20 protein-coding genes are annotated in these 24,771 nt (G+C 50.4%); 5 read left to right on the top strand and 15 right to left on the bottom strand.

From position 1 onward, the window contains the following. Positions 1-95: 95 nt before the first annotated feature. The gene (locus ACAN54_RS21160) at positions 96-2,366 is read right to left on the bottom strand and encodes a glycoside hydrolase family 3 C-terminal domain-containing protein (protein ID WP_379160021.1); all 2,271 of its coding nucleotides are present in this window, start codon (positions 2,364-2,366) and stop codon (positions 96-98) included. 113 nt (positions 2,367-2,479) lie between these two features. On the opposite strand from ACAN54_RS21160, the gene ACAN54_RS21155 reads away from it, so the two are divergent. Then, entirely contained in the window at positions 2,480-3,754 is a 1,275-nt protein-coding gene (locus ACAN54_RS21155) for a helix-turn-helix domain-containing protein (RefSeq protein ID WP_379160018.1), read from the top strand. Positions 3,755-3,788: 34 nt separating this feature from the next. Here ACAN54_RS21155 and ACAN54_RS21150 read toward each other — a convergent pair whose 3' ends face one another. After that, positions 3,789-4,238, bottom strand: a complete 450-nt coding sequence (locus ACAN54_RS21150) for a DUF1569 domain-containing protein (RefSeq protein ID WP_379160016.1) — start codon at positions 4,236-4,238, stop codon at positions 3,789-3,791. Positions 4,239-4,562: 324 nt separating this feature from the next. Here ACAN54_RS21150 and ACAN54_RS21145 point away from each other — a divergent pair, with 324 nt between their 5' ends. Further along, positions 4,563-4,964, top strand: a complete 402-nt coding sequence (locus tag ACAN54_RS21145) for a hypothetical protein (protein ID WP_379160013.1) — start codon at positions 4,563-4,565, stop codon at positions 4,962-4,964. Between the two features lie 131 nt (positions 4,965-5,095). Here the strand turns inward: ACAN54_RS21145 and ACAN54_RS21140 are convergent, their stop codons facing one another. Together ACAN54_RS21140 and ACAN54_RS21135 are read right to left on the bottom strand one after the other, a co-directional pair. Further along, positions 5,096-7,921 (bottom strand): glycoside hydrolase family 3 protein, encoded by a 2,826-nt coding sequence (locus ACAN54_RS21140; RefSeq protein WP_379160010.1) that lies wholly within the window; start codon positions 7,919-7,921, stop codon positions 5,096-5,098. A gap of 142 nt (positions 7,922-8,063) precedes the next feature. Next, positions 8,064-8,945, bottom strand: coding sequence for a helix-turn-helix domain-containing protein (locus ACAN54_RS21135; protein WP_379160007.1), 882 nt, complete (start codon positions 8,943-8,945; stop codon positions 8,064-8,066). 135 nt (positions 8,946-9,080) lie between these two features. On the opposite strand from ACAN54_RS21135, the gene ACAN54_RS21130 reads away from it, so the two are divergent. Both ACAN54_RS21130 and ACAN54_RS21125 read left to right on the top strand, forming a co-directional pair. Next, entirely contained in the window at positions 9,081-10,295 is a 1,215-nt protein-coding gene (locus ACAN54_RS21130; protein WP_379160004.1) for a sugar efflux transporter, read from the top strand. Positions 10,296-10,310: 15 nt separating this feature from the next. Then, complete coding sequence (locus tag ACAN54_RS21125) at positions 10,311-10,715, top strand: LytR/AlgR family response regulator transcription factor (RefSeq protein WP_379160001.1); 405 nt, start codon at positions 10,311-10,313, stop codon at positions 10,713-10,715. Between the two features lie 20 nt (positions 10,716-10,735). Here ACAN54_RS21125 and ACAN54_RS21120 read toward each other — a convergent pair whose 3' ends face one another. From ACAN54_RS21120 to ACAN54_RS21070, 11 genes are all read right to left on the bottom strand, one after another. Continuing rightward, positions 10,736-11,236 (bottom strand): hypothetical protein, encoded by a 501-nt coding sequence (locus tag ACAN54_RS21120; RefSeq protein WP_379159998.1) that lies wholly within the window; start codon positions 11,234-11,236, stop codon positions 10,736-10,738. Between the two features lie 353 nt (positions 11,237-11,589). Continuing rightward, positions 11,590-13,830, bottom strand: coding sequence for an AraC family transcriptional regulator (locus ACAN54_RS21115; RefSeq protein ID WP_379159995.1), 2,241 nt, complete (start codon positions 13,828-13,830; stop codon positions 11,590-11,592). 60 nt (positions 13,831-13,890) lie between these two features. Then, positions 13,891-15,075 carry an MFS transporter gene (locus tag ACAN54_RS21110; protein ID WP_379159992.1) on the bottom strand — a complete coding sequence of 395 codons (1,185 nt, stop codon included), beginning with the start codon at positions 15,073-15,075 and terminating at the stop codon, positions 13,891-13,893. Between the two features lie 76 nt (positions 15,076-15,151). Further along, positions 15,152-16,861 (bottom strand): DUF8769 domain-containing protein, encoded by a 1,710-nt coding sequence (locus tag ACAN54_RS21105; protein ID WP_379159990.1) that lies wholly within the window; start codon positions 16,859-16,861, stop codon positions 15,152-15,154. A 19-nt stretch (positions 16,862-16,880) separates the two neighbouring features. Next, positions 16,881-17,753 carry a carbohydrate ABC transporter permease gene (locus ACAN54_RS21100; RefSeq protein WP_379159987.1) on the bottom strand — a complete coding sequence of 291 codons (873 nt, stop codon included), beginning with the start codon at positions 17,751-17,753 and terminating at the stop codon, positions 16,881-16,883. A 40-nt stretch (positions 17,754-17,793) separates the two neighbouring features. Further along, positions 17,794-18,696, bottom strand: coding sequence for an ABC transporter permease (locus tag ACAN54_RS21095; RefSeq protein ID WP_379159985.1), 903 nt, complete (start codon positions 18,694-18,696; stop codon positions 17,794-17,796). A 94-nt stretch (positions 18,697-18,790) separates the two neighbouring features. Further along, positions 18,791-20,398, bottom strand: coding sequence for an extracellular solute-binding protein (locus ACAN54_RS21090; RefSeq protein ID WP_379159982.1), 1,608 nt, complete (start codon positions 20,396-20,398; stop codon positions 18,791-18,793). 370 nt (positions 20,399-20,768) lie between these two features. Further along, on the bottom strand, positions 20,769-21,602 hold the full coding sequence (locus ACAN54_RS21085) for a metallophosphoesterase family protein (RefSeq protein ID WP_379159979.1): 834 nt from the start codon (positions 21,600-21,602) through the stop codon (positions 20,769-20,771). Positions 21,603-21,704: 102 nt separating this feature from the next. Next, positions 21,705-22,709 carry an alpha/beta hydrolase family protein gene (locus tag ACAN54_RS21080; protein WP_379159976.1) on the bottom strand — a complete coding sequence of 335 codons (1,005 nt, stop codon included), beginning with the start codon at positions 22,707-22,709 and terminating at the stop codon, positions 21,705-21,707. Between the two features lie 176 nt (positions 22,710-22,885). After that, a complete protein-coding gene (locus ACAN54_RS21075) occupies positions 22,886-23,671 on the bottom strand; it encodes a MerR family transcriptional regulator (RefSeq protein ID WP_379159973.1) in 786 nt (261 codons plus the stop codon). Positions 23,672-23,745: 74 nt separating this feature from the next. Beyond that, a complete protein-coding gene (locus tag ACAN54_RS21070) occupies positions 23,746-24,162 on the bottom strand; it encodes a MarR family winged helix-turn-helix transcriptional regulator (RefSeq protein WP_379159970.1) in 417 nt (138 codons plus the stop codon). Positions 24,163-24,298: 136 nt separating this feature from the next. Here ACAN54_RS21070 and ACAN54_RS21065 point away from each other — a divergent pair, with 136 nt between their 5' ends. Beyond that, the gene (locus tag ACAN54_RS21065) at positions 24,299-24,769 is read left to right on the top strand and encodes a DUF2798 domain-containing protein (protein ID WP_379159967.1); all 471 of its coding nucleotides are present in this window, start codon (positions 24,299-24,301) and stop codon (positions 24,767-24,769) included. Positions 24,770-24,771: the final 2 nt, after the last annotated feature.

The following is a 24,771-nucleotide window of genomic DNA, read 5'->3' as shown; positions in this document are numbered from 1 at the left end:
AAGTAAGCCAAAAGACAGCAAAACCCCGCTCCAGGGCTGCTGCCTTTTGTCATCCATACGAAAGTCCCTGAGGATACTTCACGCTTCAGCTGCCGTTATTTCGCTGCCACCAGCGCATTCAGCTCGCGCAGATCCTTAGCCAGATCCGCCTCGGTATATTTCCCCTGCCCGAATCCGATCATGGCCCGCAGCGGCATATATTTCATCATCGCCAGGAACATATCCGGATTGTCCTCCATCGCACTTTCGAGTCCAAAAATACTGCTGAATTTCTTCGCCCTCTCTGCCGTAAGCGGATTATCCAGCAAATCCCCGACAGTAGTATTCCGGTGAAAGCGTACTGCGATTTCGGTCGTGGAGGACACTTCCAGGGAAGCCGTCAGGCGGATATCACGGGAAGAGGCCCCGATCCCGATCCGGAATGTCCCGCTCTCCACATGCCAATCAGCAAGCTCCACATTGTAATAGGCAAAGGCCCGTTTATTCAGTACAAAAGAAACCTCCCGCGCTTCTCCGGGCTGTAGCTCCACCTTCTGGAAACCCTTCAGCTCCTGCAGCGGGCGGATAACGCTGCTCTCTACATCACCTACATAGAGCTGCACAATCTCCTGTGCTGCCCGGTTGCCCGTATTCGTCACGGTTACGCTGACCTTCACAGTTTCCGTATCGCTCATGCCCGTTTTGTCCAGGATCAGATCACTATACTCGAATTCGGTATAGCTCAGGCCGAAACCGAACGGGAAGAGCGGCTCCAGCTCTTTTTTATCATAATAGCGGTAGCCGACGAATAAGCCTTCCTTGTACTCCACCCTGTCCCCTTCACCGGGGAAATTCAGGAACGACGGGTTATCGCTCAGCTTCACCGGGAACGTCTCAGCCAGCTTGCCGCTTGGACTCACCACGCCGAAGAGCAGATCAGCCACCGCACCGCCAAAGGCCTGTCCGCCCAGATAGCCTTCCAGGACTGCCTTCGTCTTGGAGAGCCAAGGCATCTCCACCGGGGATCCGTTGCTAAGGAAGATGATCATATTCTCCTGCACCTCTGCCACCGCATCAATAAGCGCAATGTGGCTCGCGGGCAGCGACAGATGACTGCGGTCATAGCCCTCCGACTCGTAGCGGTCAGGCAACCCAAGGAACAACACCGCGACATCCGACTTATCGGCTGTCTCACGCGCTTCACGCAGTAGCTCCCCATTCACCTCATCGCTGCCCAGTTCATAACCCTGCGCATAGTGGAAGCTTGCAGATCCTCCCGCTACAGCCTGCATTTCCGCAAAAGCATCATCCAGCTTCGTCGGATTCACATGCGAGCTTCCGCCGCCCTGATAACGCGGCTTCTTGGCGAATTCACCGATGATGGCAATTTTCCCTTCGCAGGCAAGCGGCAGCAGCCTGTCTTCATTCTTCAGCAGCACCATGCTCTCCCGGGCCACTTCACGCGCAAGCCGGTGGTGTTCCTCGGGATCAAACGAAACATTTTCTATACGGCTCTCTGTCCGTTTGAAAATAAAGCTCAGCAGCCGCTCCACCGCAAGGTCCAGCGTCTCCATAGACAGTTCGCCGCTGTTCACGGCGGCAACGATTTTGGCGTCACCGATCCCGCCGCTTGAAGGCATCTCCAGCTCAAGTCCGGCTTGTAGCGCCTTCACCCGTTCGTTCACCGCCCCCCAGTCCGACACCACGAAGCCTTCAAATCCCCATTCATCCCTTAGAATCCGGGTCAGCAGGGTTTCACTTTCCGAAGCGTATTCCCCGTTCACCCGGTTGTAGGAGCTCATGACGCTCCATGGCTGGCTTTGCTTCACAGCCCCTTCGAAGCTCGCCAGATAAATCTCGCGCAGCGTCCGTTCGTCAATTACGGCATCTGTAGACATTCTGCGGTGCTCCTGGTTGTTGGCGGCAAAATGCTTCAGCGATGTGCCCACGCCCTGGCTCTGAACACCCTGTATATGATTGGCGGCCATCTCCGAAGATAAGTAAGGGTCTTCCGAGAAATACTCGAAATTCCGCCCGTTCAGCGGAGAACGCTTGATATTGGTTCCAGGTCCCAGCAGTACGGCCACATCCTCAGCCTGACATTCTGTGCCCAGTGCTTCGCCAACCCTGCGGATCAGCTCACGGTTCCAGGAAGAAGCAAGTCCTGCCGCTGAAGGAAAACAGGTAGCAGGCACACTGTTATGGAGACCCAGATGGTCGGCGCTCTCTGCCTGCTTGCGCAGTCCATGCGGCCCATCGGTCATCATCAGAGAAGGAATACCCAGCCGTTCAATGCCTTTTGTATGCCAGAAATCCAGCCCCGAACAGAGTCCAGCCTTCTCTTCAAGCGTCATTTGCGAAATGAGGTGGTGAATGTCAGTTGTCATCATATGCCTCCTTGAAAGTGCTTTCTTATTTCTCATTCTAATATACTTCCCGGCAGATTTATGGCAAAATCATTGTATTATTGGTATTTTCATTAGGTGTGAGGTGAGGGAATGTGCTTGATCAATTAGAGATATCTGAACGGATTCCTTATATCTGCGGGCTGCTGTACGAGGCTTACCGGATACCGGTCGTTTGGCTGAATGCAGAGGGCGAAACGGCGCTGGCACTGCCGCAGTCATACCAAGGCCGGCCTTCGGCTGAAGACAGCCAAGGACTGCCGGCAGAAGTACTGGAACAAGTTAAGGGTGCTGCGAACTTCGGGAATGATGCAAGGACTGTTGTTTTTCCGCTTATCTGTACAACAGCCTACCTGGAGAATTTCATCGTACTTCCGTTATCGGGAGTGGCAGAGCAGGCGGGAACCATCTTGATTGGCCCCTCGCTGTATACAACCATCAATGAAGGAACGGCGGCGAGTCTCCTGCGGGACCACAATAGTCCCTCCGGACAGCTGGAGGTGTGGCTTCAGTATTACAGTGCGCTTCCCGTACTAGACAGGATGCGTCTGTATCATGCGGCCATACTGCTGTACACACTGGTGACCGGGCAAGCCTTATCCATCAGCGAACTGCTGCTGAATTCGCTGGATCTTCAGCCTGCACAGCTGGAGGGCGGTGCACCAGATCTGGATCTGTCCTACCGCCGGGAAAATACCTGGCTGCACCATGATCCAGGCCAGGAGCGCGAGCTCTTCAGACATATCCGTAACGGAGATAAGGAAGGGCTGCTGCAGACGCATGCGGGTTTCCGCGAAGATCAGTATGGACTACTCTCTAAGAAAAGCCAGCTGCGCAGCAAAAAGAATCTCGCCATCACCTCCATTACCCTGGCGACACGCGCGGCCATGGACGGAGGACTGTTCTGGGAGATTGCCTACACGCTTAGCGATTTTCATATCCAGCACATCGAAGAGCTGAGAGATATTCCAGCGGTGGAACGGGCCCAGCTTGCGGCCCTGTGTGATTTCGCCGATCATGTGAAGAATAACCGCAGATCCAAGCTATCCCGGACTTCTGCGCTGTGCCAGAACTATATCTTCAACCATTTATATGAGGAGCTTACACTCGGTAAGCTTGCAGATGTTGTAGGGCTTAATGCCAGCTACCTGTCCCAGCAGTTCAAGAAGGATACAGGCCTAGCCGTCAGCGATTATATTCAGCGGGAACGGATCGAGGAAGCCAAACGTCTGATGGATCTGCCGGGCATCACCCTCTCGGATATCGCAACCCGGCTGCATTTCAACGACCAGAGCTATTTTACCAAAGTGTTCAAGAAATATACGGGGATGACACCGAGGCAGTTCAGGCAGGACCGGGGGGAAAGCTGATATAGATGAATTGTAGCCATATGTAGTGCGAAATTCATGTGCCAAACTGATTTAAGTGATGGCTTAGGTGCTTATACAATCCTCTTCCCCATTGCTCAGGAGTCAGTTTCCCAAAAAAAGGATGTGGGTGGGAGGTGCATTTTTCCGGGCCATTGTTCTGGAATGTTATAATTTTTTGTTTTAGTTTTTCTTTTTCTATTTCAAATTCTTTTTCTTCCACAATCAAAATTGTAGGAATAGTGGACATGTTGCGGGCAAGCGGCTTGTCATTAAAAAAGATTGGTTTCACAAACGTTCCAATTAATACGCCTAACCAGCCTCTTGGAGGAAAGGTATTTCCCATTGCAATGTCGTGGAACGATGAGCAATGAGCTAGCATTTGGGCGACATTCATCTTACCCCATTGAGGGCGTGAGTTGGGACTCAATTTGTCTATTCGGTTCAAAATTTCCGCTGTGTCCGTTTGACTAAAGATATTTTTCATAACAGACTCCTTTAAATTTAATGGCTAAAAATTGAATGACTTGATAGTTTCTAAGCTAATCCTACCAAATATTCACATACTCGGTTTCTTCGGGATTGCTCATTTTTTACCGACCACCTCTTGTAAATATCAATATTCGCACAACGCTGCTTCCTGTCTAATCCTTTTTTTCTCAGTCTAATAATATATTCCCCACCAACACCGCACACTGTTCACCCAGTTATTGTACCCTGTCTGCCACACTCTCCGCGCAAGGCAGAGGAATATCTGCAATATTATGGTACAATCCTGGTAAGGAGCATGTAAATTTTAGGAGGGATAGGTTTGGGTATTGGTATTATTTTTGTTGTAGTGTTCTTCTACATCGTCTCAAAAGCCATTATGAAAGATAACAACCATAAACGCGGGAACAGCGGAAAGGACAGAAATAACTCTGCAGACAGTTTCTTCTTCACTGGTACCGGTATGGACCTTACCCCTGAAGACAGCCACAATAAACATCATTCCGGCAATCATCACGACGGGGGCAACGGTAACAGCAGCCACAACCATCATAACCACGGCGGTAGCAGCTGGGGCGGAGGTCATGGCAGCCACGGCGGCTGGGATGGCGGCGGTCATAGCGGGGGTCACGACAGTGGCGGCGGTGGTGGAGATTCCGGAGGTGGCGGCGGAGATGGCGGTGGCGGCGGAGATGGCGGCGGCGGCGGCGGTGGCGGAGACTGAAGCCACATAGATCTTAAGAACCCGCTGGTGCAGCGATGCAGCCGGCGGGTTCTTTTTAGCCTAATCCTACATGCCAAAAACCCCGTATCCTCTGAATCATCAGAAGTTACGGGGCCATTGATGTGTTTATTTTATGCGCTAAAATGGAAACGGCTCAGCAGTACCTCGCCGCTAAAGATCAGATACACGTCCGTGTTTCCAGCTTCAATGCTTACTGGAACGGAGAGGCTTTTCCACTCCTGAAGGTTACTGCCTGACGGAATCACCAGCGTAGCTGCCAATTTCCCCGCAGGACCTCCGGTTCTAATCTCCACACTGCCGCCCTTGGCAGAAGATACAAGACCCTGGAACTCTGCTGCACCCTGTGCAAACGCTGCATCCTTGAAGGCAATCCAGGCTCCATCCGCTGTAGGGTGAATGGATGCCCCGCCCGCCTTGCATTCGTCCAGGAACACTTTTTCATAGTCATCGTAGTTCTCGGCTTTGACTGTATGATACAGGTCACGCGGCGGAACCGTTTCGCCCTGTACTTGCACGCGTCCGGTCAGCTGAATATCCCCCGAGGAACGGCCGATTAAGATTTCGTATTCGCCGGTTTCCACACAATATTGCTCCCGCGTTACATCCCAGAAAGCCAGCTCTGCCACCGGTAAAGTGAATGTTACTGTCTGTGTTTGTCCGGCGGCAAGATGAATCTTCTCGAAACCCTTAAGCTGTTTCAGGGGGCGCTTCACCCGGGAGGACAAGGCATGAACGTAGAACTGAACTACCTCATCACTTGCTACGGACCCTGTATTCTCAACGTCTACCGTCAGCTTAATCGCTCCATCCTGCTTCAAAAGCTCCTCCGCCAGCGTGAGCTTACGGTATGCCACCTGAGCATAACTTAAGCCATGGCCGAACGGATACAGTGGTTCACCGTCAAAGTACATGTAGGTTCTTTTCCCTTTGATAATATCGTAATCCATCAGATCAGGAAGCTGATCCACGGAACGGTACCAGGTCATGTTGAGCTTGCCTGACGGACTGTAGTCACCGAACAGAACATCTGCCACCGCATTGCCGAGCTCCTGCCCGCTGTGGGAGGTATATAGAATTGCCGGAATATTCTCATCCATCCATGTCGAAGAGATCGGGTAGCTGCCTACAATTACTACTACAGTATTAGGATTAGCTTCGTATACCGCCTTGACCAGACGTTCCTGCTCTTCTGGAAGCACAATATCCGGTCTGTCTATTTCTTCTTTGCCGTTCAAAAGCGGATGATTGCCGACGAACACGACTGCGACCTCAGCGGCTTTGGCAGCTTGGACCGCCGCATCCACGCCATTTACAATAACGGTCTTGTTGAATTCCCGAGCTTCGGCAGCGGCATCCTGATCACCAACCTGGAGTGTGCCATCCTCTGCGTTGATGGAGATCAGCTTGTCATTCCACGTGCGCAGACTCACGGCTCCTCCGTCTTCCGGTACCAGATTCAGCGATTCCTTCACGTACCAGCCATAGATTTCTTCAGCAGAAGCAGTCAATGTATCCGAGTCGTTCAGTGTAACATATTGTCCCCGGCTGGTTGCTTCCAGCGTATGGGCAGCCCAGCCCCAGACTGTATGACGGAACATTTCCCCACGCTCCGGTACATCATGCATTACAGCCAATCTTCCGTCTTCACCAGTCATTCCCACAGCCTTACCGCTTGCTGCTGAAGTCAGGATAATGCGGTCATCCCCGCTCTCAAAAGCAACCTGCTTTCCGGCCAGCTTCTTCGTTACACCCTGCAGCGGGGTCACGCCATAAGCCAACGTACCAGAATACCAGTCTCTGAAGGCCTCATCAGCCAGCGGCCCGATGAGTGCAACCTTGGACAGCTCCGTCTTGCGGAGTGGAAGGGTATTATTGTTATTCTTCAGCAGCACGATGGACTGCTTCGCTGCCTCCAGGGACAGCTCACTGTGTTTTTTGCTGAGAATCACACTATCATCGATGGCTGCATACGGATTACCCTCCTCCGGATCGAACTCACCCAGACGGAAACGGACGCGGAACGTATTGAAAAGCGCACGGTCCAGATCCTCCTCGGTCAGCAGCCCTTCATTCAGTGCCTGATGAATAACCTTGATAGTCTCTTCCGTTTCTTCAGTTACACTGTCGATGCCGTTCTTGATGGATTCGGCCATGGATTGTGCGAACGATTCATAATACTTATGATCCTTCACAATTCCGAACAAATCTCCGGCATCACTTACAATAAAGCCGTCCATTTCCCATTCGTCCTTCACAATCTCCATGACTGCCGGATGCAGGATCACTGGAACACCGTTCACCGAGTTGTAAGCTGTCATCATCGACTGCGCGCCGCCTTCCTTGAAGGCAGGCTTGAAGGCTTCCAGATAATACTCGCGCATATTGCGCGGATCTATACTGGAAGAAGCCACTCCGCGGTCAATCTCATTGTTATTGCCCAGGAAATGCTTGAGCGTTGCTACCGCTTTCAAATACTTGGGATGATCTCCTTGAATCCCCTTCACCAGCGAGGTACTTAGACGGCCGGTCAGTTCCGGATCTTCGCCATAGGCTTCTTCCGTTCTGCCCCAGCGCGGATCACGCTCCATATCCACTGTAGGCGCCCACAGAGTCAGGCCGTTCACTGTCGGATTTTTTTTGTAAAATGCTCTGGCTTCATCGCCGATCGCTTCACCGATTTTTTGCAGCAGCTCCGGGTTCCAGGTACAGGCCAGGCCGCTCGGCTGTGGAAAAGAAGTCGCTTTACCCAACCAAGAAATCCCATGTGCCCCTTCCGTACCATGCTTATAGCCGCCTACTCCTAAGCGTTCGATAGCTGCTTGATATTGAGGCATCAGGCTTACCTTCTCATCCAGCGTTAATCTGGAGAGCAGATCCTGAACACGTTCATTCAGCTGCAATTCAATTTGTTGAAAGGGTAATGTTGCGGTTTCCATTGAGAAGACACTCCTTTTGATCTTTATGATAACGGTTTCAACTATCTTTCCAATCATAAAAGATTCCCGCCGGAAGCAACACCTGAATAATTGACAGAAAAATCAGTTCATAATTAGAGATTCAGGAGCAGGACCAGCCCCCTCAAGTCGTTAAAAACCTCCGTGCATCCGCCGAGAGGCCGGAGAAGTTCTGATCCCCGCTGGTGATGACATAAGTGCCTTCCAGAATAGACTCCGGCGGGCGGTTTCGCACCTCCTTGGGTGTGAGGCCGTATCTGGCCTTGAACACTTTATGAAAATAGGAGTACGTGCCGAACCCGCAGCTTCCGGCAATATTTTCCAGTCCCAAGTCGGTATAACGGATGCGCTCCAGAGCATTGGACAACCTGATTTCCTGGGTGTAATGAATAATCGTATACCCCGTCAGTTTCTTAAAAAGATGCACAGCACGGGAGACACTAAGTCCGGCCGCCGCTGCAACCTCTTCCACCCGGAGTGGACGCAGGGCATGCTCGTTGATATACCGCTGCATCAGCAGCACCATTTCATTGGAACGCACCAGCGGGTCCTGACGGGAAACAGCCTCCTCCGAGAGTCGGTCGAGCGATAAACATAAGGCACACAGCAGATGCCGGATCAGCTCGGGGTTACCCTGCACAATCCGGTGCTGTTCTATGCTCAGTTGTTGCCACAAGGAGAGCATTCCGGCATCCAGATGAATCCGCTGCTGGATCGGGCGGATCCGGTCCTTCCACCACTGTTCAATCCACGAGCCTTCGCAGAGCAGATAATAATCCCCGCTTTCGATCTTCCCGTCCATGGCTTCCACCTCTAGATGATAAAGTTCACCAGGAGGATAGATCAGCAGATCTCCAGGCTCAACGATTCTCATTTTCCCCTGGATCAGCGCTCTGCAGCTGCCCATCACCTGCAGCCGAAGCAGGAAAAAAGGTGGTGGTGTAAAGGAGGTTTTGAACGGAAGGGTATGAAAAGAGTACGCGCAGGCATGCAGCTTCAAGTCCATATTCACACCGTCCCAGCCAAATAGTAGAGGTTTTCGAGCAGATAAAACATTCTTTAATCATCAACAATTAACTATACTATAACCAAATGAAAGATAAAGCTGCAAGCTGATTCTGAAGGAGACGTTCCCGCCCCTATGTTGAACCGAACACGCAATCTTTTCCTAATTTCAGGCTATCCTGTATTTTTGATCTGCATGATGCTGCAGGGGATGGCTATATCCATTAGCTCCCCATTTTTGGCTGTTTATTTCACAACAAAGCTGGGTGTATCGGCAGCTACCTTTGGTATTTTCACGGCAATAACGATCATAAGCGGCGTATGGCTCAGTATGTCGATTGCCAAACGCTCGGATAGCGGGCTGAACCGCAAAAAGCTGATGGTCACCGCCATGTTTTTCAATGCGCTCGCTTTTTCCGGCTACCTCTTCATCCATGAGTTTTATGGACTGCTGCTGTTTATGACCGTATTCACGGCACTCGGTGCCCCGGCCATGCCTCAGCTCTTCGCAAGTGCACGGGAGGCTGTCAATGCCAGCAAGTCCGCTGATCATGCCTTAGCCAATTCGACGCTTCGTTCGATGTTTTCACTGGGTTTTATCGTCGGCCCGCTGGTAGGCTCCGTTCTGATCCATTATTTCGGGTTCCAGGGCATCTTCATGAGTACGACGCTGATTTTTATTCTAAATGCCATGCTAGCTCTATTCTTCATAAAAGCTCCCGCCGTTCCGGCAAAAACCGTCAGCCTGAAGTCTACGCCCGTTAGACTCCATCAGAATCCCCGGGTCCTGGTTCCTTTTCTGGTGCTGACGCTGCTATATTCCGGACACTGGATCAACAACCTGAATATTTCCCTGTTCATTACGGATACGCTTGGCGGAGATATGCAGAATGTCGCATCGGTATCCAGTATTTGTGCACTGCTTGAGATTCCTCTGATGCTAGTGCTGGGGTTATTATCCGCCAAATATTCCGCCCGGCTGCTGATGGTCTGGGGGATCGTGCTGGGTGCGGCTTATTACATTGTCGTGCTGTTCTCCACTTCTCTGTGGCAAATCCTTGCCGGACAGGTGCTGCTGGCCTTCTTCGTTGCTGTTATCTCCGCCATCGGCATCAGCTATATTCAGGATTTGCTTCCTGATTTGCCGGGCTATGCTTCAACACTGTACACGAACTCTACGACGATTGGCAGACTACTGGGAAGTCTCGCGGGGGGCGCAGCTGCACAGTGGTTTGGATACAGGAATGCCTATTGGGTATGTCTGCTGCTGGGCTTATTCTCTCTGGTCTTGCTCGCACTCCCCCAGCGTTTGGCGGCAGAAGAGGGCGCTCACTCTACCAGCATCACATAACAGGAGGAATCTGCGATGAAAATCATACTTGTTGACGACAGCCCCTATGTGCGCAGAGAGCTTAAGCTATTGCTGGAGCAACTGCCCTTTGAATATGAAGCCATTCTGGAAGCTGCCTGTGATTCAGAGGCGCTCCGGCTAATCGAAAGGCATAGACCGGATCTTATTGTCACGGATGCCAAGCTGCTGATCAGCGAAGCAGGGGCGATAGAACGTATGAATGCAGGTCAGACTCATGGCAAAATCATTGTGACCAGCAGCCACGAGTTTGTCCTGGATGCCTTTTGCAAAGGCGGCATGGATGCTCTGCTGAAACCTGTTGCCAAGGAAGAGCTGATGTATGTATTGCTTAGAGCGGCAAGCGCTACGGGGCACGAGAGTATGTATGATGAGCAGCCGGGGGTTGCTCCGGCGGGGTAGTTGTTGTATGAAGGATAAGGCTACATGAAGAACTCTGCGTGAGATTCCTTAGACATCTCCAATAAAACAGCTCCGATAATTAACAGATTAATAATTATCAAACCAATAGTCTGGAATCTCCAATTTTTACGGGTGAATAATCGCGTGAATAGAAACCCAAGTGAGATTCCTTCCCCTATTAAATTCATGGGTAACAGTACAATAGACATAAAAACCAATGACAGAATATATTCCGATATTATTCCTCCTATAACCAATAATCCAAACAGACCCAGTAGATGCACCCAGGGCCACATCATGATGATCTGACTGATCTTGTTGGAATCCTTAATCAAGATCCCCAGTATTACTCCCATACTTGCCAGCAGAACAAGAAACGAAGTTGAAGTCTCAATCGGCACACTACCATGGCTGAATACCTGTCCATCAAATTCTTCAAAAACACTGCGGCCAGTCTTATAACTTAATACGAATAAAGCCGCAAGAACAAAGACTAGAACAATATTCGGTAATCGTTTCACCCTCACTCACTCCCGTTTCCTGATATCAATAACTATATTCGCTTAACCCAGTAATTCCCAATAATATCTTCGGCTAATTTCTGGCATCAATGAATAGTTCCTGTAATTAACAGAACAACATCACCTTTTACCTGCCAGTTTGCTTCTTTTATGAGCGGGGTTTAAGCACGCTACCCTTGTAGTAAATACTTCCCCAGTTACACAGTAACCCTAGCTGCAACGCCTATGGATCATTGTATAAAGGTTGCAGAACTAGGCGAGCCGTAGTGGAGGCTAATACGCCAAACGGCGGTTCTCCTTCACCGGAGAACCGCCGTTCTACTGAATTTTTGCATACTCCGCAATAATTAGAACTATTCCTCATGCCCGCCGGGCTTCATCTTCAACTTGCGGTAATCCCCCGGAGTCACACCGACAATCCGTTTGAATACCCGGCCAAAGGTGATGGAGTTGGCATAACCCAGCTTTTGTCCGATATCCTGCAGATTGTCACTGGTCGTGGCGAGCAGATATTCTGCCCGCTGCATCCGCAGCTGGGTCAGAAAATCTACAAACTTCATGTCAAACTCCTCTTTGAACAGATGGCTCGCATATTTGCCTGAAATCTGGAACCGGTCGCTCAGATGCTTGAGCGATAAGTCCGGATTGTCAAAATTCTCTTCTATATATACCTTCATCTCGCTGATCATTGCACGGTAGCTTTTGGACTCATTGACCGATACATAGATGCGGTATATCTCCGCGAGCCATTTCAGCATGACATCATGAACCTGTCTCAATGTCGTTCCCGCTTCGATTTCGCTGTAATATCCCTGCAGACTTGGCTCGCTGAAGATTCTCTTCAGGCTGTCCGAGAGTTGCCCCAGCTCACGGTCAAGCATTTGGATCAGGGTGTGGAGCAGCATATGAATTTCTTCGTCCTTCACTTGATCCTCACTGAACCAGACGAACAATTCATCCAGCCTCTGCCGCCAATTCTCGTCCGCGATACGGAATTCCCGCACAATCTCACCCAGCATTTGCAGATATTTATAGGACTGCAGCGTGGACCGGTCCGGCAGATTATCACTAAGTACAACCCTATCCTTACCAAGCGACAGCTTGTGCTGCAGCGCCATGTCCGCTGCAGCGGAGGACTTGGGAATCCCCCCCAGTTCATCTACCACTGGACCAATTCCAATAGCCAGCGAGAGGCCCAGATTGTCGCTCACCCATCGCAAGCAGCGCTCCGCCAGGTTCCGCAATTGGGACTTATTGATCGGGGAATTCCCGCTGGAGCCGACCATCAGCCCAATCCGGTTGCCGCTGACCCATTCACCCCAGCCCTCCAGGCCTTCTTCTCCCGCGAGCTCCTGAAACAGATTCATCAGTGTCAGCTTGAGCAGATTCTGATCCTTGGCCGGATATTTATTGCGGAAATCTTCATAGTGATTGATCTCCGCCGCAATATAGGCAAATTGCAGGGAAGTTCCGGTGAATGGGCAGAAACGTTCCTGCCTATCCTCCAGGGAAGCAATCCGCTCGCCCTCTAGCAGATCCAGGAACAGCTGACGGCGCTGGACCAGCAGATTCTCATCATGCTGTTTTTGATAATCCATAGTTTGATGGATCAGGGTTTCGAGCGCCTGGTCAATCATTACCAGTTCGTTCCTTGAGGTGACATCCATGCCTTCTTCACGGAACTGCAGCGCCTGAATCCGGTTCATCATCGCCTGGATCGGACGATAATTTTTGCGGGTAATGTACAGAATGTATAAGGTCCCCAGCACCACAGTCAGAATGCCGATGATGATCCAGGTATACGACACCACAGACATCCAGGCGAATAGCTCACCGGCAAGAATACCACTCTCGAAGGTCCAGCCCACATTGCCGGCAGGAATCCGGGTGAGGACACTGCTGCTCGGGATTTCTTTGTCCCCGTGGGCCGCATAGACAAGCTGTCCTTGATCATTTACCACGCGCATGAAAGACACCTTGCTGTTCGTCATCTCATCGATCATCCGTTCGATCCGGTACATGCTTAGATTGACTACGATGACACCCTCAGAGCCGAAAGGAAGCGGCAGCTGCTTGTACATACTGATGACTTCCGAGGCAGGGTCGGAGCTGAATAACCGCTGGCTCCGCACATCACTCCATTTGCCGGTGCCTGTCCGGGTCAGTGCCTGCTCCAGATAATCCCGGTCTGCAAAAACATCGCTGTCCACCAGCCCGTTCAAAGTCAGCACTTTCCGGTCAAACTTCCGGTAAATATAGATGGAATCGATCAGTTGATTCCGGTATATCAAACCCTGCATATCCTTCACAGTATTATACAGCCGGGTCCGGTCTCCCTGATCGCTCATCCCGCTTAGATAATCCCCGTAATCATGATTAGTCTCCATCTCTTGCAGCACAGCCAGTTCCACTTCGCTTAAGGCATTCTGTACGGAATCGACAACGTAGCCTGTAGAGATACGGTTGGCCTTTTCGGTCTCACTGCGTGAAAGCTCGCCTACAATGAGAAAGGAGAGAAAGATGAGAATCGATACGGTCAGCAGAAATATGGGGAAGTAAGAGAACATCATCCTGCTGGACCAATTCCGCTTCATATGAACCCCCCCGCTCCTCTTAACTTGAATACCCGAGAGATGCGCAAGGATCTTGGCCATTTACAAGTTCGGTGACATTCTCGCAATTCTGTTAATCCAATATAACATGCCTGCCCCGATTAGTGCACTGGCAGTGCAGGCCAGATACATCACCTGTGGTCCGCCTGCACTATACAAATAACCGTTCAACAGATTACCCACAATTCCCCCAAGACCTGAAAAGACCATATTAAAAATACTTTGCCCCGTAGCCTGCATCTTCTTACCCGCAGCGTTCGCCACATATTCAACCGCAGCGACATAGAACAAGCCAAAGGACAAGCCGTGCAGCACTTGAATACCAACCATTACCGCAGGAATGGGGAACAGCCATTGTATCGCCCACCGCAATGCGTAGAAAAAAGCAGCCAGGAGCAAAGTGCGTTCATATCCGATTCTACGGAGAATTTTGGCGGCAAGCAGCATCGAGGGGATATTAGTTAAGGAAGCCAGCAGGAGTGCTGTGCCCACCATCGAATAGCTGCCTCCGGCATCCTGAAATGCCAGGACAAAAAAGGAATTATAGGCGGTAAGCGTCTGATTGACAAAAAAGCAGGCCGCCAGAAACATCACGAACAGTCGGTTCCCCAGCAGTTCCTTAAGTCCCTGTGACAAAGAAATCGTGGTCGCATTGTTCTCTGTTGTGCGCGGCAAGCTCAATACCGTCACAGCGCTTGCGAGGCTGAGAACCAGAAATGGCATCCACAGCTGTGTAATCCCGAACTTCGACAGATAGAATCCTGCGCCATAACCTCCAAGCGCTGTCCCCAGACTGCCCATCATACGGATCGAACCATACGAGGTCCGGGCCTTGCGGGCTGCCGACACGGCATAGGAATCGGCAACCGGGCTTTGTGTAGCCTGAAAGATTATAGTGAGGATATACACCATCACAATGACCATAAAATACTTGAAGCCATAAAAAAATGAAAGACAAGCCGGTACGGATATACTAAGAATAAGCACTAACTTCGTCTGGCGGTAGCGGTCTACCAGCATACCCCAGACGGGCTGCACCAGAATGGATAATAGCGTTCCAATCGACATCAGTGCTCCCACTACATTAGCCCCAATCCCCTGATGAACAAACAGTGTTGTCAAATAGGGGTTAAACAAGCCACCCGCGAGGCCTGACAACAAATACACCATACGGAGCTTAATCAGCTCCATTCTGGCTTCCAAAGGTATTATCGCCGCATTCTCCATGTTGCATTCTTCCTTTATGATAGGTTGTTAACGAAAGATAGACCTCCCGCCTGGCTTGAGGTCTATCCTGATCATTCTATAGAGTGAGCGGGTCCAGCTGCAGCGTGAAATTCATACGCGCTTTCCCGTCTTGCGGACGGTGCAAATAGATAATCTCCAGCAGCGTCCCTTCTTCGTTCCAGCAGATTACCGGTTCCGGAGCGGCGGCAGATACCTTGCATGCCAGATTAGGCAGAGTCCAGATTCCAGAGGTGATCTCGGACGAATCAGGAGACAATCCAGGTCCGCTAATCTCGAAGTACACCTCGATCTCCACGTCTGTATCCAGTTGAATATCAATAGCGAGCCAATCCTTTTGAACCTTCGCCTCAAAAATCATTCCCCGCAAATGACTGTTCCAGCTCTTGCCCTTCTCCCGCCGCAGCAGACGCAGGTAGCATTTCTCCCCGTCAGCATTCACCCAGTGGATCGTCGCCGGATGCATCTGTCCGTTCGTGTTCCGGCTGCCGGACATCGCTCCAATCATCCGCTTGCTTTCAATCCATGCTGCTGCAGTGCACAAATGGCTGTTCTCCCCCGGTTGATCCCGTTCACAGAGCTCCCGGAACTGTCTTTCGGTTCGACGGTCTCCGGCATGCACTCTGAACTGCGGCAGCAATGCTTCCGGCATATCCACACCTACGAGTGCAATGAGCGGGTCATGGCTGGTCTCACAGTTCACCGGGGTCATATATTCATAGTTTTTGCCCAGGGCCAGATACAGGAAAACACCAATAGAGCTGTGGCCGATCATTTCCATTTCATAGGCCCGAGCGAAGGGCCCGGACAGATTCTCCAGATTCGGATTATAGAACTGGGCGATATTTGCCCAGAGTCCATGCTCAAGCTTACTTCCAGTCTCCCGGATGCCGGGAGTCTTGCCATACACTCTCCACATTCCCAGCACGGTCAAATCGACACCGTAATAAGTAGTCGTATTGAACTCTGACAGCGAGCCGAATTCCTCATAGGCTGCCAGCATTTCTGCCGCCTGCCGGTCTGCATGATCCATCCAGGAAGCATCGGCAAAGCGGTAACCATAATAGTGCGTGATGAAGATATGCATAAGCACGATGTTAGAATTCATGGGAATGGCATCGGAGAACCTGCGGTCGATTGAAGCACCCACAGCTTTCCGCATCGAGTCATCCATCCGGCGGACCAAAGCCTCTGGCATCCGGGCTCCGAATTCATCCAGAATAACCGCAAAGGTGCAGGCAATGAACTCACGCCAGTTGGGGTCATAGCTTTTCCATACCGGTGGCAGTACCTCATCTACCGCACAACGCAAGGCATTCCTAATCGTCTGGTCATCCAGACCTGTCTCTGTCACATCCACTTGCCGGGTCAGCTGGCCTGTTAGTTTCTTGCCGACCTTCTCTACCGTCTCACTAAGAAAAAAGGCGAAGCCTGGCGCGAACTTTTTCCAGTCATAGTTGCCTGCAGGGGGTGAACCCGCCTCGGGTGAAGTGCGGAAGGTACCATGGTAAATTTCATCCGGACAGTCGAACTGCAGATCCATCACCCGTTCCAGCACGCCATATGCCCGCTCTGCATCACCAGGCGCATTCCGCATGAGCAGAGCCAGTGCATAATGTCCGCTGCTTCGGGTATTGTGTGTGTCCGGCTTTTCTTCGTCCCAGAGCAGTTCTATCACTCCATCATAGAGCGGGTCCATCATTTCAAGAGATTGAACCAGCAGGAACCGCTGCTGATCACTAAGCCGTTCGATCATTGCCTGAGTCATATTGTAATCCTCCTTCGCATTAGCCTTTGACCGCACCGACCATCATTCCGCTGATGAAATAGCGCTGCAGGAACGGATAGACGATCAGAATCGGAAGGGTTGTGAAAATAACACTCGCCGCCTTCAGGCTCTCTGGCATCAGCTTGTTCATGCCCAGACCCTCCTGCTGCATCAAATCGCTGACCTGATTATTCTGAATCATCTGGTACAGCTTGAGCTGCAGCGGGTACAGATCGGTGTTGTTGATGTACATCAAGGCATCCTGGAATCCATTCCAGCGGCCTACGGCGTAGAACAAGCTCAAGGTAGCAAGCGCAGGAAGCGATAAGGGAAGAATAATGCGGAACAAGGTGCCCAGATGGGTAGTTCCGTCAATCTCCGCCGCTTCTTCCAGGCCTTTGGGAATGCTATTCAGGAACGAGATCAGAATGATCATATAGAAGGGACTGATCAGACCCGGCAGCACCAGCGCCCAGACCGTATCCAGCAGATGCAGATTGCGGACCAGGATGTAGTCGGGAATAAGACCGCCGCTGAAGAACATCGTAATGACAATAATCAGCATGAACCATTTTCGTCCCCGCAGATCCTTTTTGGAGAGCGAGTACGCAACGGCTATCGTCATGGCCATAGACAGTGCTGTAGCCAGAATGGTCAGAAAGATCGTGAAACCAAGGGAACGGATCATAGACATATCGGAGAACACCTGGGTGTATGCTTCAAAGCTGATTTCTTTGGGGAAAAAGCTGACCAGTCCCGCCATAATCGGACGGCTGGAGCTTAAGGATATCGCAATAATATGAATAAAAGGCATTAGGCACAGGATCACAACAAAGGTTATTAGCAGGACATTAAAGACATCGAATATCCGGTTAGTTGCGCGTTCACTCATTTTTTTCTCCCCCTCATTCTCTGTTTGTTCCGGCTCTGGACTAGAGGATACTCTCGTCCGCCAGTTTCTTGGATGCATAGTTCGATGCAAGCAGGAAGATCAATCCTACCAGGGCTTGGAACAGACCCACTGCGGTTGCCAGTGAAATCTGGCCGGATTCGATACCGACACGGTATACAAAGGTACTGAGTACTTCGGAATAATCCCGGACAGCGACATTACCGATAATGAACGGGCGGTCGAAGCCGATGGAGATCATGTTACCCAGGTTGATGATGAGCAGCGTAGCGATCGTGGTTTTGATGCCTGGCAGGGAAATATGCAGAATCTTCTTGAATCGGCTGGCTCCGTCTACCTCTGCTGCCTCGAACAGCTCTTTATTGATACCGGTCAGTGCTGCAAGATACAGGATGGTTCCCCAGCCTGCGCTCTGCCATACGCCGATCAGAAGGTAGGTGACAAGCCAATAGTGTTTATCAGAGAGAAAAGGAATAGCCTCAAGGCCCATGCCTGTCAGCAGATTGTTAATGAACCCCGATTGGGTACCGAATACCTGCAGTACAATGCCTCCGATAATCACCCAGGAAATAAAGTGGGGGACGTACAGGATGGTCTGGGCCAGCTTTTTGAACCAGGTTATTCTGAGCTCATAGAGCATGATGGCCAGAATCAGAGGTGCGGGAAATGAGACGATCAGATCCAGCAGATTGAGCATCAGCGTATTGCGCAGCGCCTTGAAGAAATTGTTGTTCTGGAACACTTCCCGGAATACATCCAGGCCTACCCATTCACTGCCGCCAATCCCCTGGAAAAAGTTGAAGTCCTTAAAAGCGATCTGCACCCCGTACATGGGTCCATACTTAAAGATAATGAAGTAAATGACCGGCAGCAAAAGCAAACCATACAACTGCCAGTGCCGGCGTAAATATACTGAATTCCTCACAGCGTTCACTCTCCCTCTTCCGTCCTGCGGCAGCGGATGGCAGGGAAGCCGGAAACGGCTTCCTCTACCGGTACATCGCCGTCATTCAGCTTTTTTATTTGGAGCTCATTTCCTTGTAAGCTGCGGTGCGCTCGTCCAGAATCGCCTGGCCTCCGCTAGCCATGTAATCCTTGATCATAGAATCATAGGCGCTGTCGAACTGGTCGGGTTTGATCATGGTCATTTTCACGATAATTTCCTGGAACTTGTCAGCCAGCGCCGTGCCATATTTCGCTTCCGCTTCGATCGGGTGATCGAATTTCACCGGCTGAATGTTGTCTGTATTCGAGATTTCTACCGATTTCTTCATATCTGCCTGATATTTCTCCGGTGTCTGGGCAATGTATGCTGCTTCATTCTTGGCATCGTCTCCGGCATATTTACCATTAACGATGATGGCAAGGTCACCGAAGTTGTAGATCCGGTCCATAGCTTCCTGAGTCGCATCCGGTTTCACTACAGGCACTCCGTTTACGAGGGTATAGTTCTCGTTCTCTACACCAAACTGCATATCGAAGAGGTTCGTATCTGAAGCCATCCAATCGAGATATTTCAGGGCGGCTTCAGCATTTTTGCTGGATTTCGGGATCATCACGTACATGGCGTTTGGCGCATAAGCCGGCTTGGCATGTTTGCCCTCCGAGTTGGTGAATGCATCAACAGGTGTCATTACAGCGCCAGGCACATTGGCCTGCAGATTTTCGTAACCGCCATTTGCTGAGAAGTACAGTTCCCCTGCATCCTCTGTATAGAAGCCCAGCAGACCATTCTGTAAATTCTGCCACAGCTGCTTCTTGTCTTTATCAAGACCGAAATCCTTACTGATGAGACCTTCATTGTATAACTTGTTCATGAATTTCAGTCCATCCTTGAAGCCCGGAAGCAGTGTTGGATAATCATTAGAGCCGAGCTGCTGGGTTAAGGTATACTTCTGCTCATCAGTGAGCGGCTGGATGAAGGACCAGAGAAGCGGCTCATATTGGGCGGACGCCAGACTCACACCGAACGGAATGACTTTGCCTCCGGTATTGCCCGGGTCTTTATCCTTAAAGGCTTTGAGTGTAGTGTAAAGCTCATCTGTGGTCTGCGGTACTGGCAAGCCAAGCTTGTCCAGCCAATCCTGACGGACGTAACCGGCGTATTTGCCAAGTACAAGTCTTCTGCCCGGAAGTGCGAATTGCTGTCCTTTATATTGTCCGTAGGCCAGAGTGTCCTCGCCCAGGAATTTCTTGAGGTTCGGTGCGAATTGATCCAATAACCCGGTAAGATCCGTCAGTCCGCCTTGCTCAGCATACCGGTTGAAGGTTCCTGAATCGTAAGTAAACACAATGTCTGGCACTTCACTTTGGCTGGCCATCAGGACATTCAGCTTCTGTATCTCTTCCGAACGCGGCACCGGGACAAACTGGACATCAATATTGTTCGGCTTGCCAAAACGTTCCTGCACCAGTCTAGTCAAATAACTGTCGGTGATGGTGTACCCGGCGGGCGAGTTCCCCCGGTCGAACAACTCTACTTTTAATGTAGTAGGCTTGGATGTTGCTGACGCTGCATTCCCGCTGGCTGTATCCTCCTTGGAAGAACATGCGGATAATACCATAGAGGAGATTAATACGACCGCCATTGCCGGACTTGCCCATTTCTTAGACCATCTTGTTGTCATTCTCTCATCACCTTTCCCCTTTTAATGTTATTTAACATGTCATCGAATGTTCAACCGCTGGTGTGTAGCGCCTTCGATGTCACTTAGTATTACATAGGAATACAAATACGCACAATAAACCATTTTCTGTTGATGATTATGGGGATTCAGGATCTATATATGTAGTAAACCCTGACAAATAAACAATTATCGTTAAAAGTAAACTGCATTCCCTACACTAAAAGGACGTGACTCCTGCCAGCATTTAGCCCTATTCTTATCCTGACCTGGACAACTTATGCCAGTGATGTAAGGTATTTGCCTTTAGGAAGAAAAAAAGACGCTCCTGTCTATTCCAGGAACGCCTGCAAAGCCTATATGGTACATTAGCCTACATGACTTTTACCCGAAAAGCTTCAAGACTGACCCGATTCCCGTTAATCGTCAAGGACGCATCGTAATATCCCCGGTCCCCGTTCGGCTTGCATTTATACCCTCCTGAGCATCCGCAGACGAAAAACTTGGTTTTGGCAAACCCCGGGTAGATATTGGTAAGCTTCCTGTAGAATAAATGTCCATGATGCGTAAAAATGGCGAGTATCCTGTCTCTTGCTTTTGGAGGGATTGCCATGAAAAACTTGCTCGTTTCTGACGCGCTCAGGACATGACTGGGGTCTACCGTAATTCCGGCTATCTTCAATGGCCAATGAAAATCAATCACATAATAGTGTCTATCGTCCAGCTGCTTCAGCAGCGCCAGGCTGGCCGGACTGAACTGGCCCAATGCGCAATCAAGCCACACGTACTTCACCTTGCCTTGTGTTCCCGGGAAGTTCATTTGTCCTGACACCGCACCCAAATATTTGGTGAATAACGGCCGGGTGCTGGCCTCCCAGTTGCCTATGGATGCTTTGTAAGGAATACTCCCCAGCGTATGAGTCACAGTGTCCTTGAAGTCCCTGTAATACTCATCCGCATGATTCCCATGATCCGCTCCCGCTTGCGCATTGTCGCCGCCGAAGATCACAAACCGCGGTTTCACACTGCTGACTGCTTTGGGCAAAAGGTTCTTAAATATGGCGGAGCTGTTCCCATATCCTACATGACTGTCCCCAATTACCGCAAAGCGGATAACCTGGGCCTTGACCGAGGGACTGACTGCCCGTTTAACTGCTGTTCTGGAGCGGAGAATTCTTGGGGAGGTTGGTGAAGCCTGCTTTTTCATCCTGTCTCGCCTCTCTCAATGGTTGGTCAGATACAATAGTATTTATATTCAATACCCCATTGCATATCTTGGACATAAGAGAGGCTATTTCAGGCGTTCGGATCATGAAAGCTTCCGCAAAAATGCTGCAATTTGCTCCATGTAGCCGTTCACCGTGATTTGTCTTGGCGCAAACAGGCTGATCATCACGGTCCGCAGCTTCGAATCAGCCGTTCGGGTAGTCAGCATGGAGTGCTCTGTGTCTGGAAAAACCTTGACCGTAAGCAACGCTGGACCCACCTCTTTACGGTATACCTGCTCCGTTTCCTTCCAGTCTACATTCACATCCTCTTCCCCCAGCAGGAGAAGCACAGGAGTGTTGAAGTGCTGCAGATCGTCAGTCGCATCAGCTCTGAAGTTATTGCTTACGAAGGTCCAGCGGTCCCGGGACATCCTCTCCTCTTTACGCGCTGCTTTTACATATTCTTCATACGTTGCATGTTTTGACAAAAGCCCCTTGATTTGCTGTTCATACGCTATCTGTGCGGAAATTTCATCCCCGGAATAGCCATCCTTCGCCATTTGCATCCTCGTATTGTACTCCCCCTGTGTTAGCCAGTTGATCGCCGGAGATACCAGAATACTGAAAGCAAGCGGCTCCTTACCCGCAAGCTTCGGAATTACCCATCCGGCCTGGCTGGCTCCCCACACACCTATGCGAGCCGGGTCAATCATCGGCAGTGTTCTCGCCCAGGCCAGCGCCTGTCGTGCTTCTTCCACACGGTCATCCATGCTCTGATCGAGCCAATTCCCTTCGGATCCGCCAATGCCTCTCTTGTTCAGTGACAGCGAAGCATATCCCTGCGCAGCAAGCCGTTCCCATAGCGGCTTATAGCCATCCCCGTGGGAAGCATTAACCGGCCCGTCACCATGAATGAACAGCACAAGCCCCAGCTTACCGGAAGCATTCTTCGGCAGGACAAGCGTACCGGTTAACGTGCCTTGGGGAGAGGCGATCTCGATGGACCGCTCCCTCATGTCAAAGCTGTTTTGCCTCAATATATACAGCACTGCACCTGCACAGAGAAGCACACTAACCAGGAGTGATATTCCTATTTTTCTTTTCATAAGGTCCCCTCTCTGGTTAGTTAAAACATGTAGAACTGCCAACAGCTCGCACTCCTTCCACCTCCCGAACCGGGCCAGTTCTGACATCTCGGAGAGTCTTGCAGGGGGATGAGCTGCCGCAATATCCATGCCTGCTCCAAGTTTCCACCAGCAACTTTTGGAATCATAGAGCCAGATCACCCAATCCCATCCCGGTTAAGGGTTGAGATTTGCCGCTGCAGTAGCTCGTAATGAAGCTTATCCGGACTGAAGAGGGAAAGATACGATTTCTCAATGAGGATCAGTGGTCCTGCGGTAATATACTTATGCTCTGCTGCATATTCACTAAACCTGACAATCTGTTGTGCCAGCTCATCCTCATTGGATACCAGAAACGGGGAGTACAGGTACTCTCCTGCAGCTAGCACCAGGTCAACCGTTTCCGTATCCTCCGTGCAAAGTACAGCGGAACCGGTGCCTTCGTATATATAATGAATGTCTGCTTCAAACAGATTATGAGCAGGCTGGGCATACTCTGCAAGCTGTCTTGCCTGTAAGGCAGACTGCTCGTTAAGCTCGAACCACCGCCTCAGCTTTACGGATTCCCGCCGCACTACCCGGTAAGCCGTGGTGTCCTGGCTGAAATCATCGTGCTCATGCAGCACCTTACGAATAAACTGCTCAAGCTGCTGTAGCCGGAGAATTCCGGCCTGTGTTTCTTCCAAAGAATTCTGAAGCATCCGCCGGATCTCCTCCGGCCCAAAATCTGTCATACATTCCTTAACCGCCTGAACCGGTAGCCCCAGCTTCCGCAGCAGCATCACATGGGCCAGCTGATAGATCTGGTCAATGCTGTATCTCCGATACTGGTTGTCATCTGTATAAGAAGGCAGAAGTATACCCTTTTCTTCAAAATAACGGATCTGATGCACCGACACATTCATAAGCCTGGCTAATTCACTGATGGTGATCTCACTCTTCATTCATCTCACTCCCACCGTTCTGGATATCTGTAAAGATACACCCTAGGTCAGACCTAAGGTCAAGAGTGGACATCCTACAGCCATTCCTCCGTCAAAAGCTTCTTCAGCAGTTCAACCTGCTCCTTTCCTAACCGGTCTATGATCTGCCGTTCCATATCCACCTTAATCTCCAGCATATTTCGGCAAGCCTCAGCGCCTTTTCCGGTTAGAGCGATATGCTTGTCCCGGACGTTGCCCTCAACCTGGACGATTGTGACATATTCTTCGTCAAGCATCCCATTGATGCATTTCTGAGCACCTTGCCGGGAAATATGGATTAATCGGCTTACTTCCGAAATAGATAGACGGGTATGCAATTCAAGCATAGCCAGAATATGAGTCTCAGTCTTGTTAAGCGAATAGCTGCTCCGCCCGTTTACCTCTTCCCGCAAAGCCTTATGCTTCTCACTGATTAAGTCTATTAAATTCAGCTTTTGTATATAATCCTTCATGGGTTGTGCCTCCAAATATACAAGTGATTTTAGTGTAGCACTTACAGCATATTTTTTGTCAACCAAGTTGACGATATTTTCATTGTCTGATAGTATGATCGCAGTCACAAAATTATATTTCAAGGGAGTTAAGGCAATGGGAACGAATAAAAAAGAGGCTTTTATCTTTACAGCAATCATGTGTACGTTCATGGTGCTCTTCATGAGCATTTATAATGTGGTGCTCTCTACAGGCTGGACCAGCCGCGTTATTACTGAGGTAGCCATCGGGTTTGTACCTGCATTGATAGTCGGGTTATTCATGGATGTGGTGGTAGTCAGCAGAATAGCCAAAGGAATCGCATTCAAGCTAATTAAACCGACCGATCCTACGATCAAAAAGGTGCTTACCATTTCCTTCTTCATGGTGTGTGGAATGGTGCTGTGCATGTCCTTATATGGCACCCTGGCACACTACGGATTCCGCGGCAACTTTCTCGCCCATTACTTATCAACGGTAGGATACAATTTCATCTGCGCACTGCCTCTGCAATTCATTATAGTCGGTCCGCTCACCCGCTTCCTGTTTATGCGAATTTTCCCAGTGCAGGTTCATGCTGCAGCGTAATC

The organism is Paenibacillus diazotrophicus (assembly GCF_042610465.1).
This window is presented reverse-complemented; position numbering and strand designations above follow the sequence as displayed.

Coding starts and splice junctions, on each gene's coding strand:
- ACAN54_RS21160 (WP_379160021.1), bottom strand. CDS start 2,366: ATGACAACTGACATTCACCACCTCATTTCGCAAATGACGCTTGAAGAG.
- ACAN54_RS21150 (WP_379160016.1), bottom strand. CDS start 4,238: ATGAAAAATATCTTTAGTCAAACGGACACAGCGGAAATTTTGAACCGA.
- ACAN54_RS21140 (WP_379160010.1), bottom strand. CDS start 7,921: ATGGAAACCGCAACATTACCCTTTCAACAAATTGAATTGCAGCTGAAT.
- ACAN54_RS21135 (WP_379160007.1), bottom strand. CDS start 8,945: ATGGACTTGAAGCTGCATGCCTGCGCGTACTCTTTTCATACCCTTCCG.
- ACAN54_RS21130 (WP_379160004.1), top strand. CDS start 9,081: ATGTTGAACCGAACACGCAATCTTTTCCTAATTTCAGGCTATCCTGTA.
- ACAN54_RS21125 (WP_379160001.1), top strand. CDS start 10,311: ATGAAAATCATACTTGTTGACGACAGCCCCTATGTGCGCAGAGAGCTT.
- ACAN54_RS21115 (WP_379159995.1), bottom strand. CDS start 13,830: ATGAAGCGGAATTGGTCCAGCAGGATGATGTTCTCTTACTTCCCCATA.
- ACAN54_RS21110 (WP_379159992.1), bottom strand. CDS start 15,075: ATGGAGAATGCGGCGATAATACCTTTGGAAGCCAGAATGGAGCTGATT.
- ACAN54_RS21105 (WP_379159990.1), bottom strand. CDS start 16,861: ATGACTCAGGCAATGATCGAACGGCTTAGTGATCAGCAGCGGTTCCTG.
- ACAN54_RS21100 (WP_379159987.1), bottom strand. CDS start 17,753: ATGAGTGAACGCGCAACTAACCGGATATTCGATGTCTTTAATGTCCTG.
- ACAN54_RS21090 (WP_379159982.1), bottom strand. CDS start 20,398: ATGACAACAAGATGGTCTAAGAAATGGGCAAGTCCGGCAATGGCGGTC.
- ACAN54_RS21085 (WP_379159979.1), bottom strand. CDS start 21,602: ATGAAAAAGCAGGCTTCACCAACCTCCCCAAGAATTCTCCGCTCCAGA.
- ACAN54_RS21080 (WP_379159976.1), bottom strand. CDS start 22,709: ATGAAAAGAAAAATAGGAATATCACTCCTGGTTAGTGTGCTTCTCTGT.
- ACAN54_RS21075 (WP_379159973.1), bottom strand. CDS start 23,671: ATGAAGAGTGAGATCACCATCAGTGAATTAGCCAGGCTTATGAATGTG.
- ACAN54_RS21070 (WP_379159970.1), bottom strand. CDS start 24,162: ATGAAGGATTATATACAAAAGCTGAATTTAATAGACTTAATCAGTGAG.
- ACAN54_RS21065 (WP_379159967.1), top strand. CDS start 24,299: ATGGGAACGAATAAAAAAGAGGCTTTTATCTTTACAGCAATCATGTGT.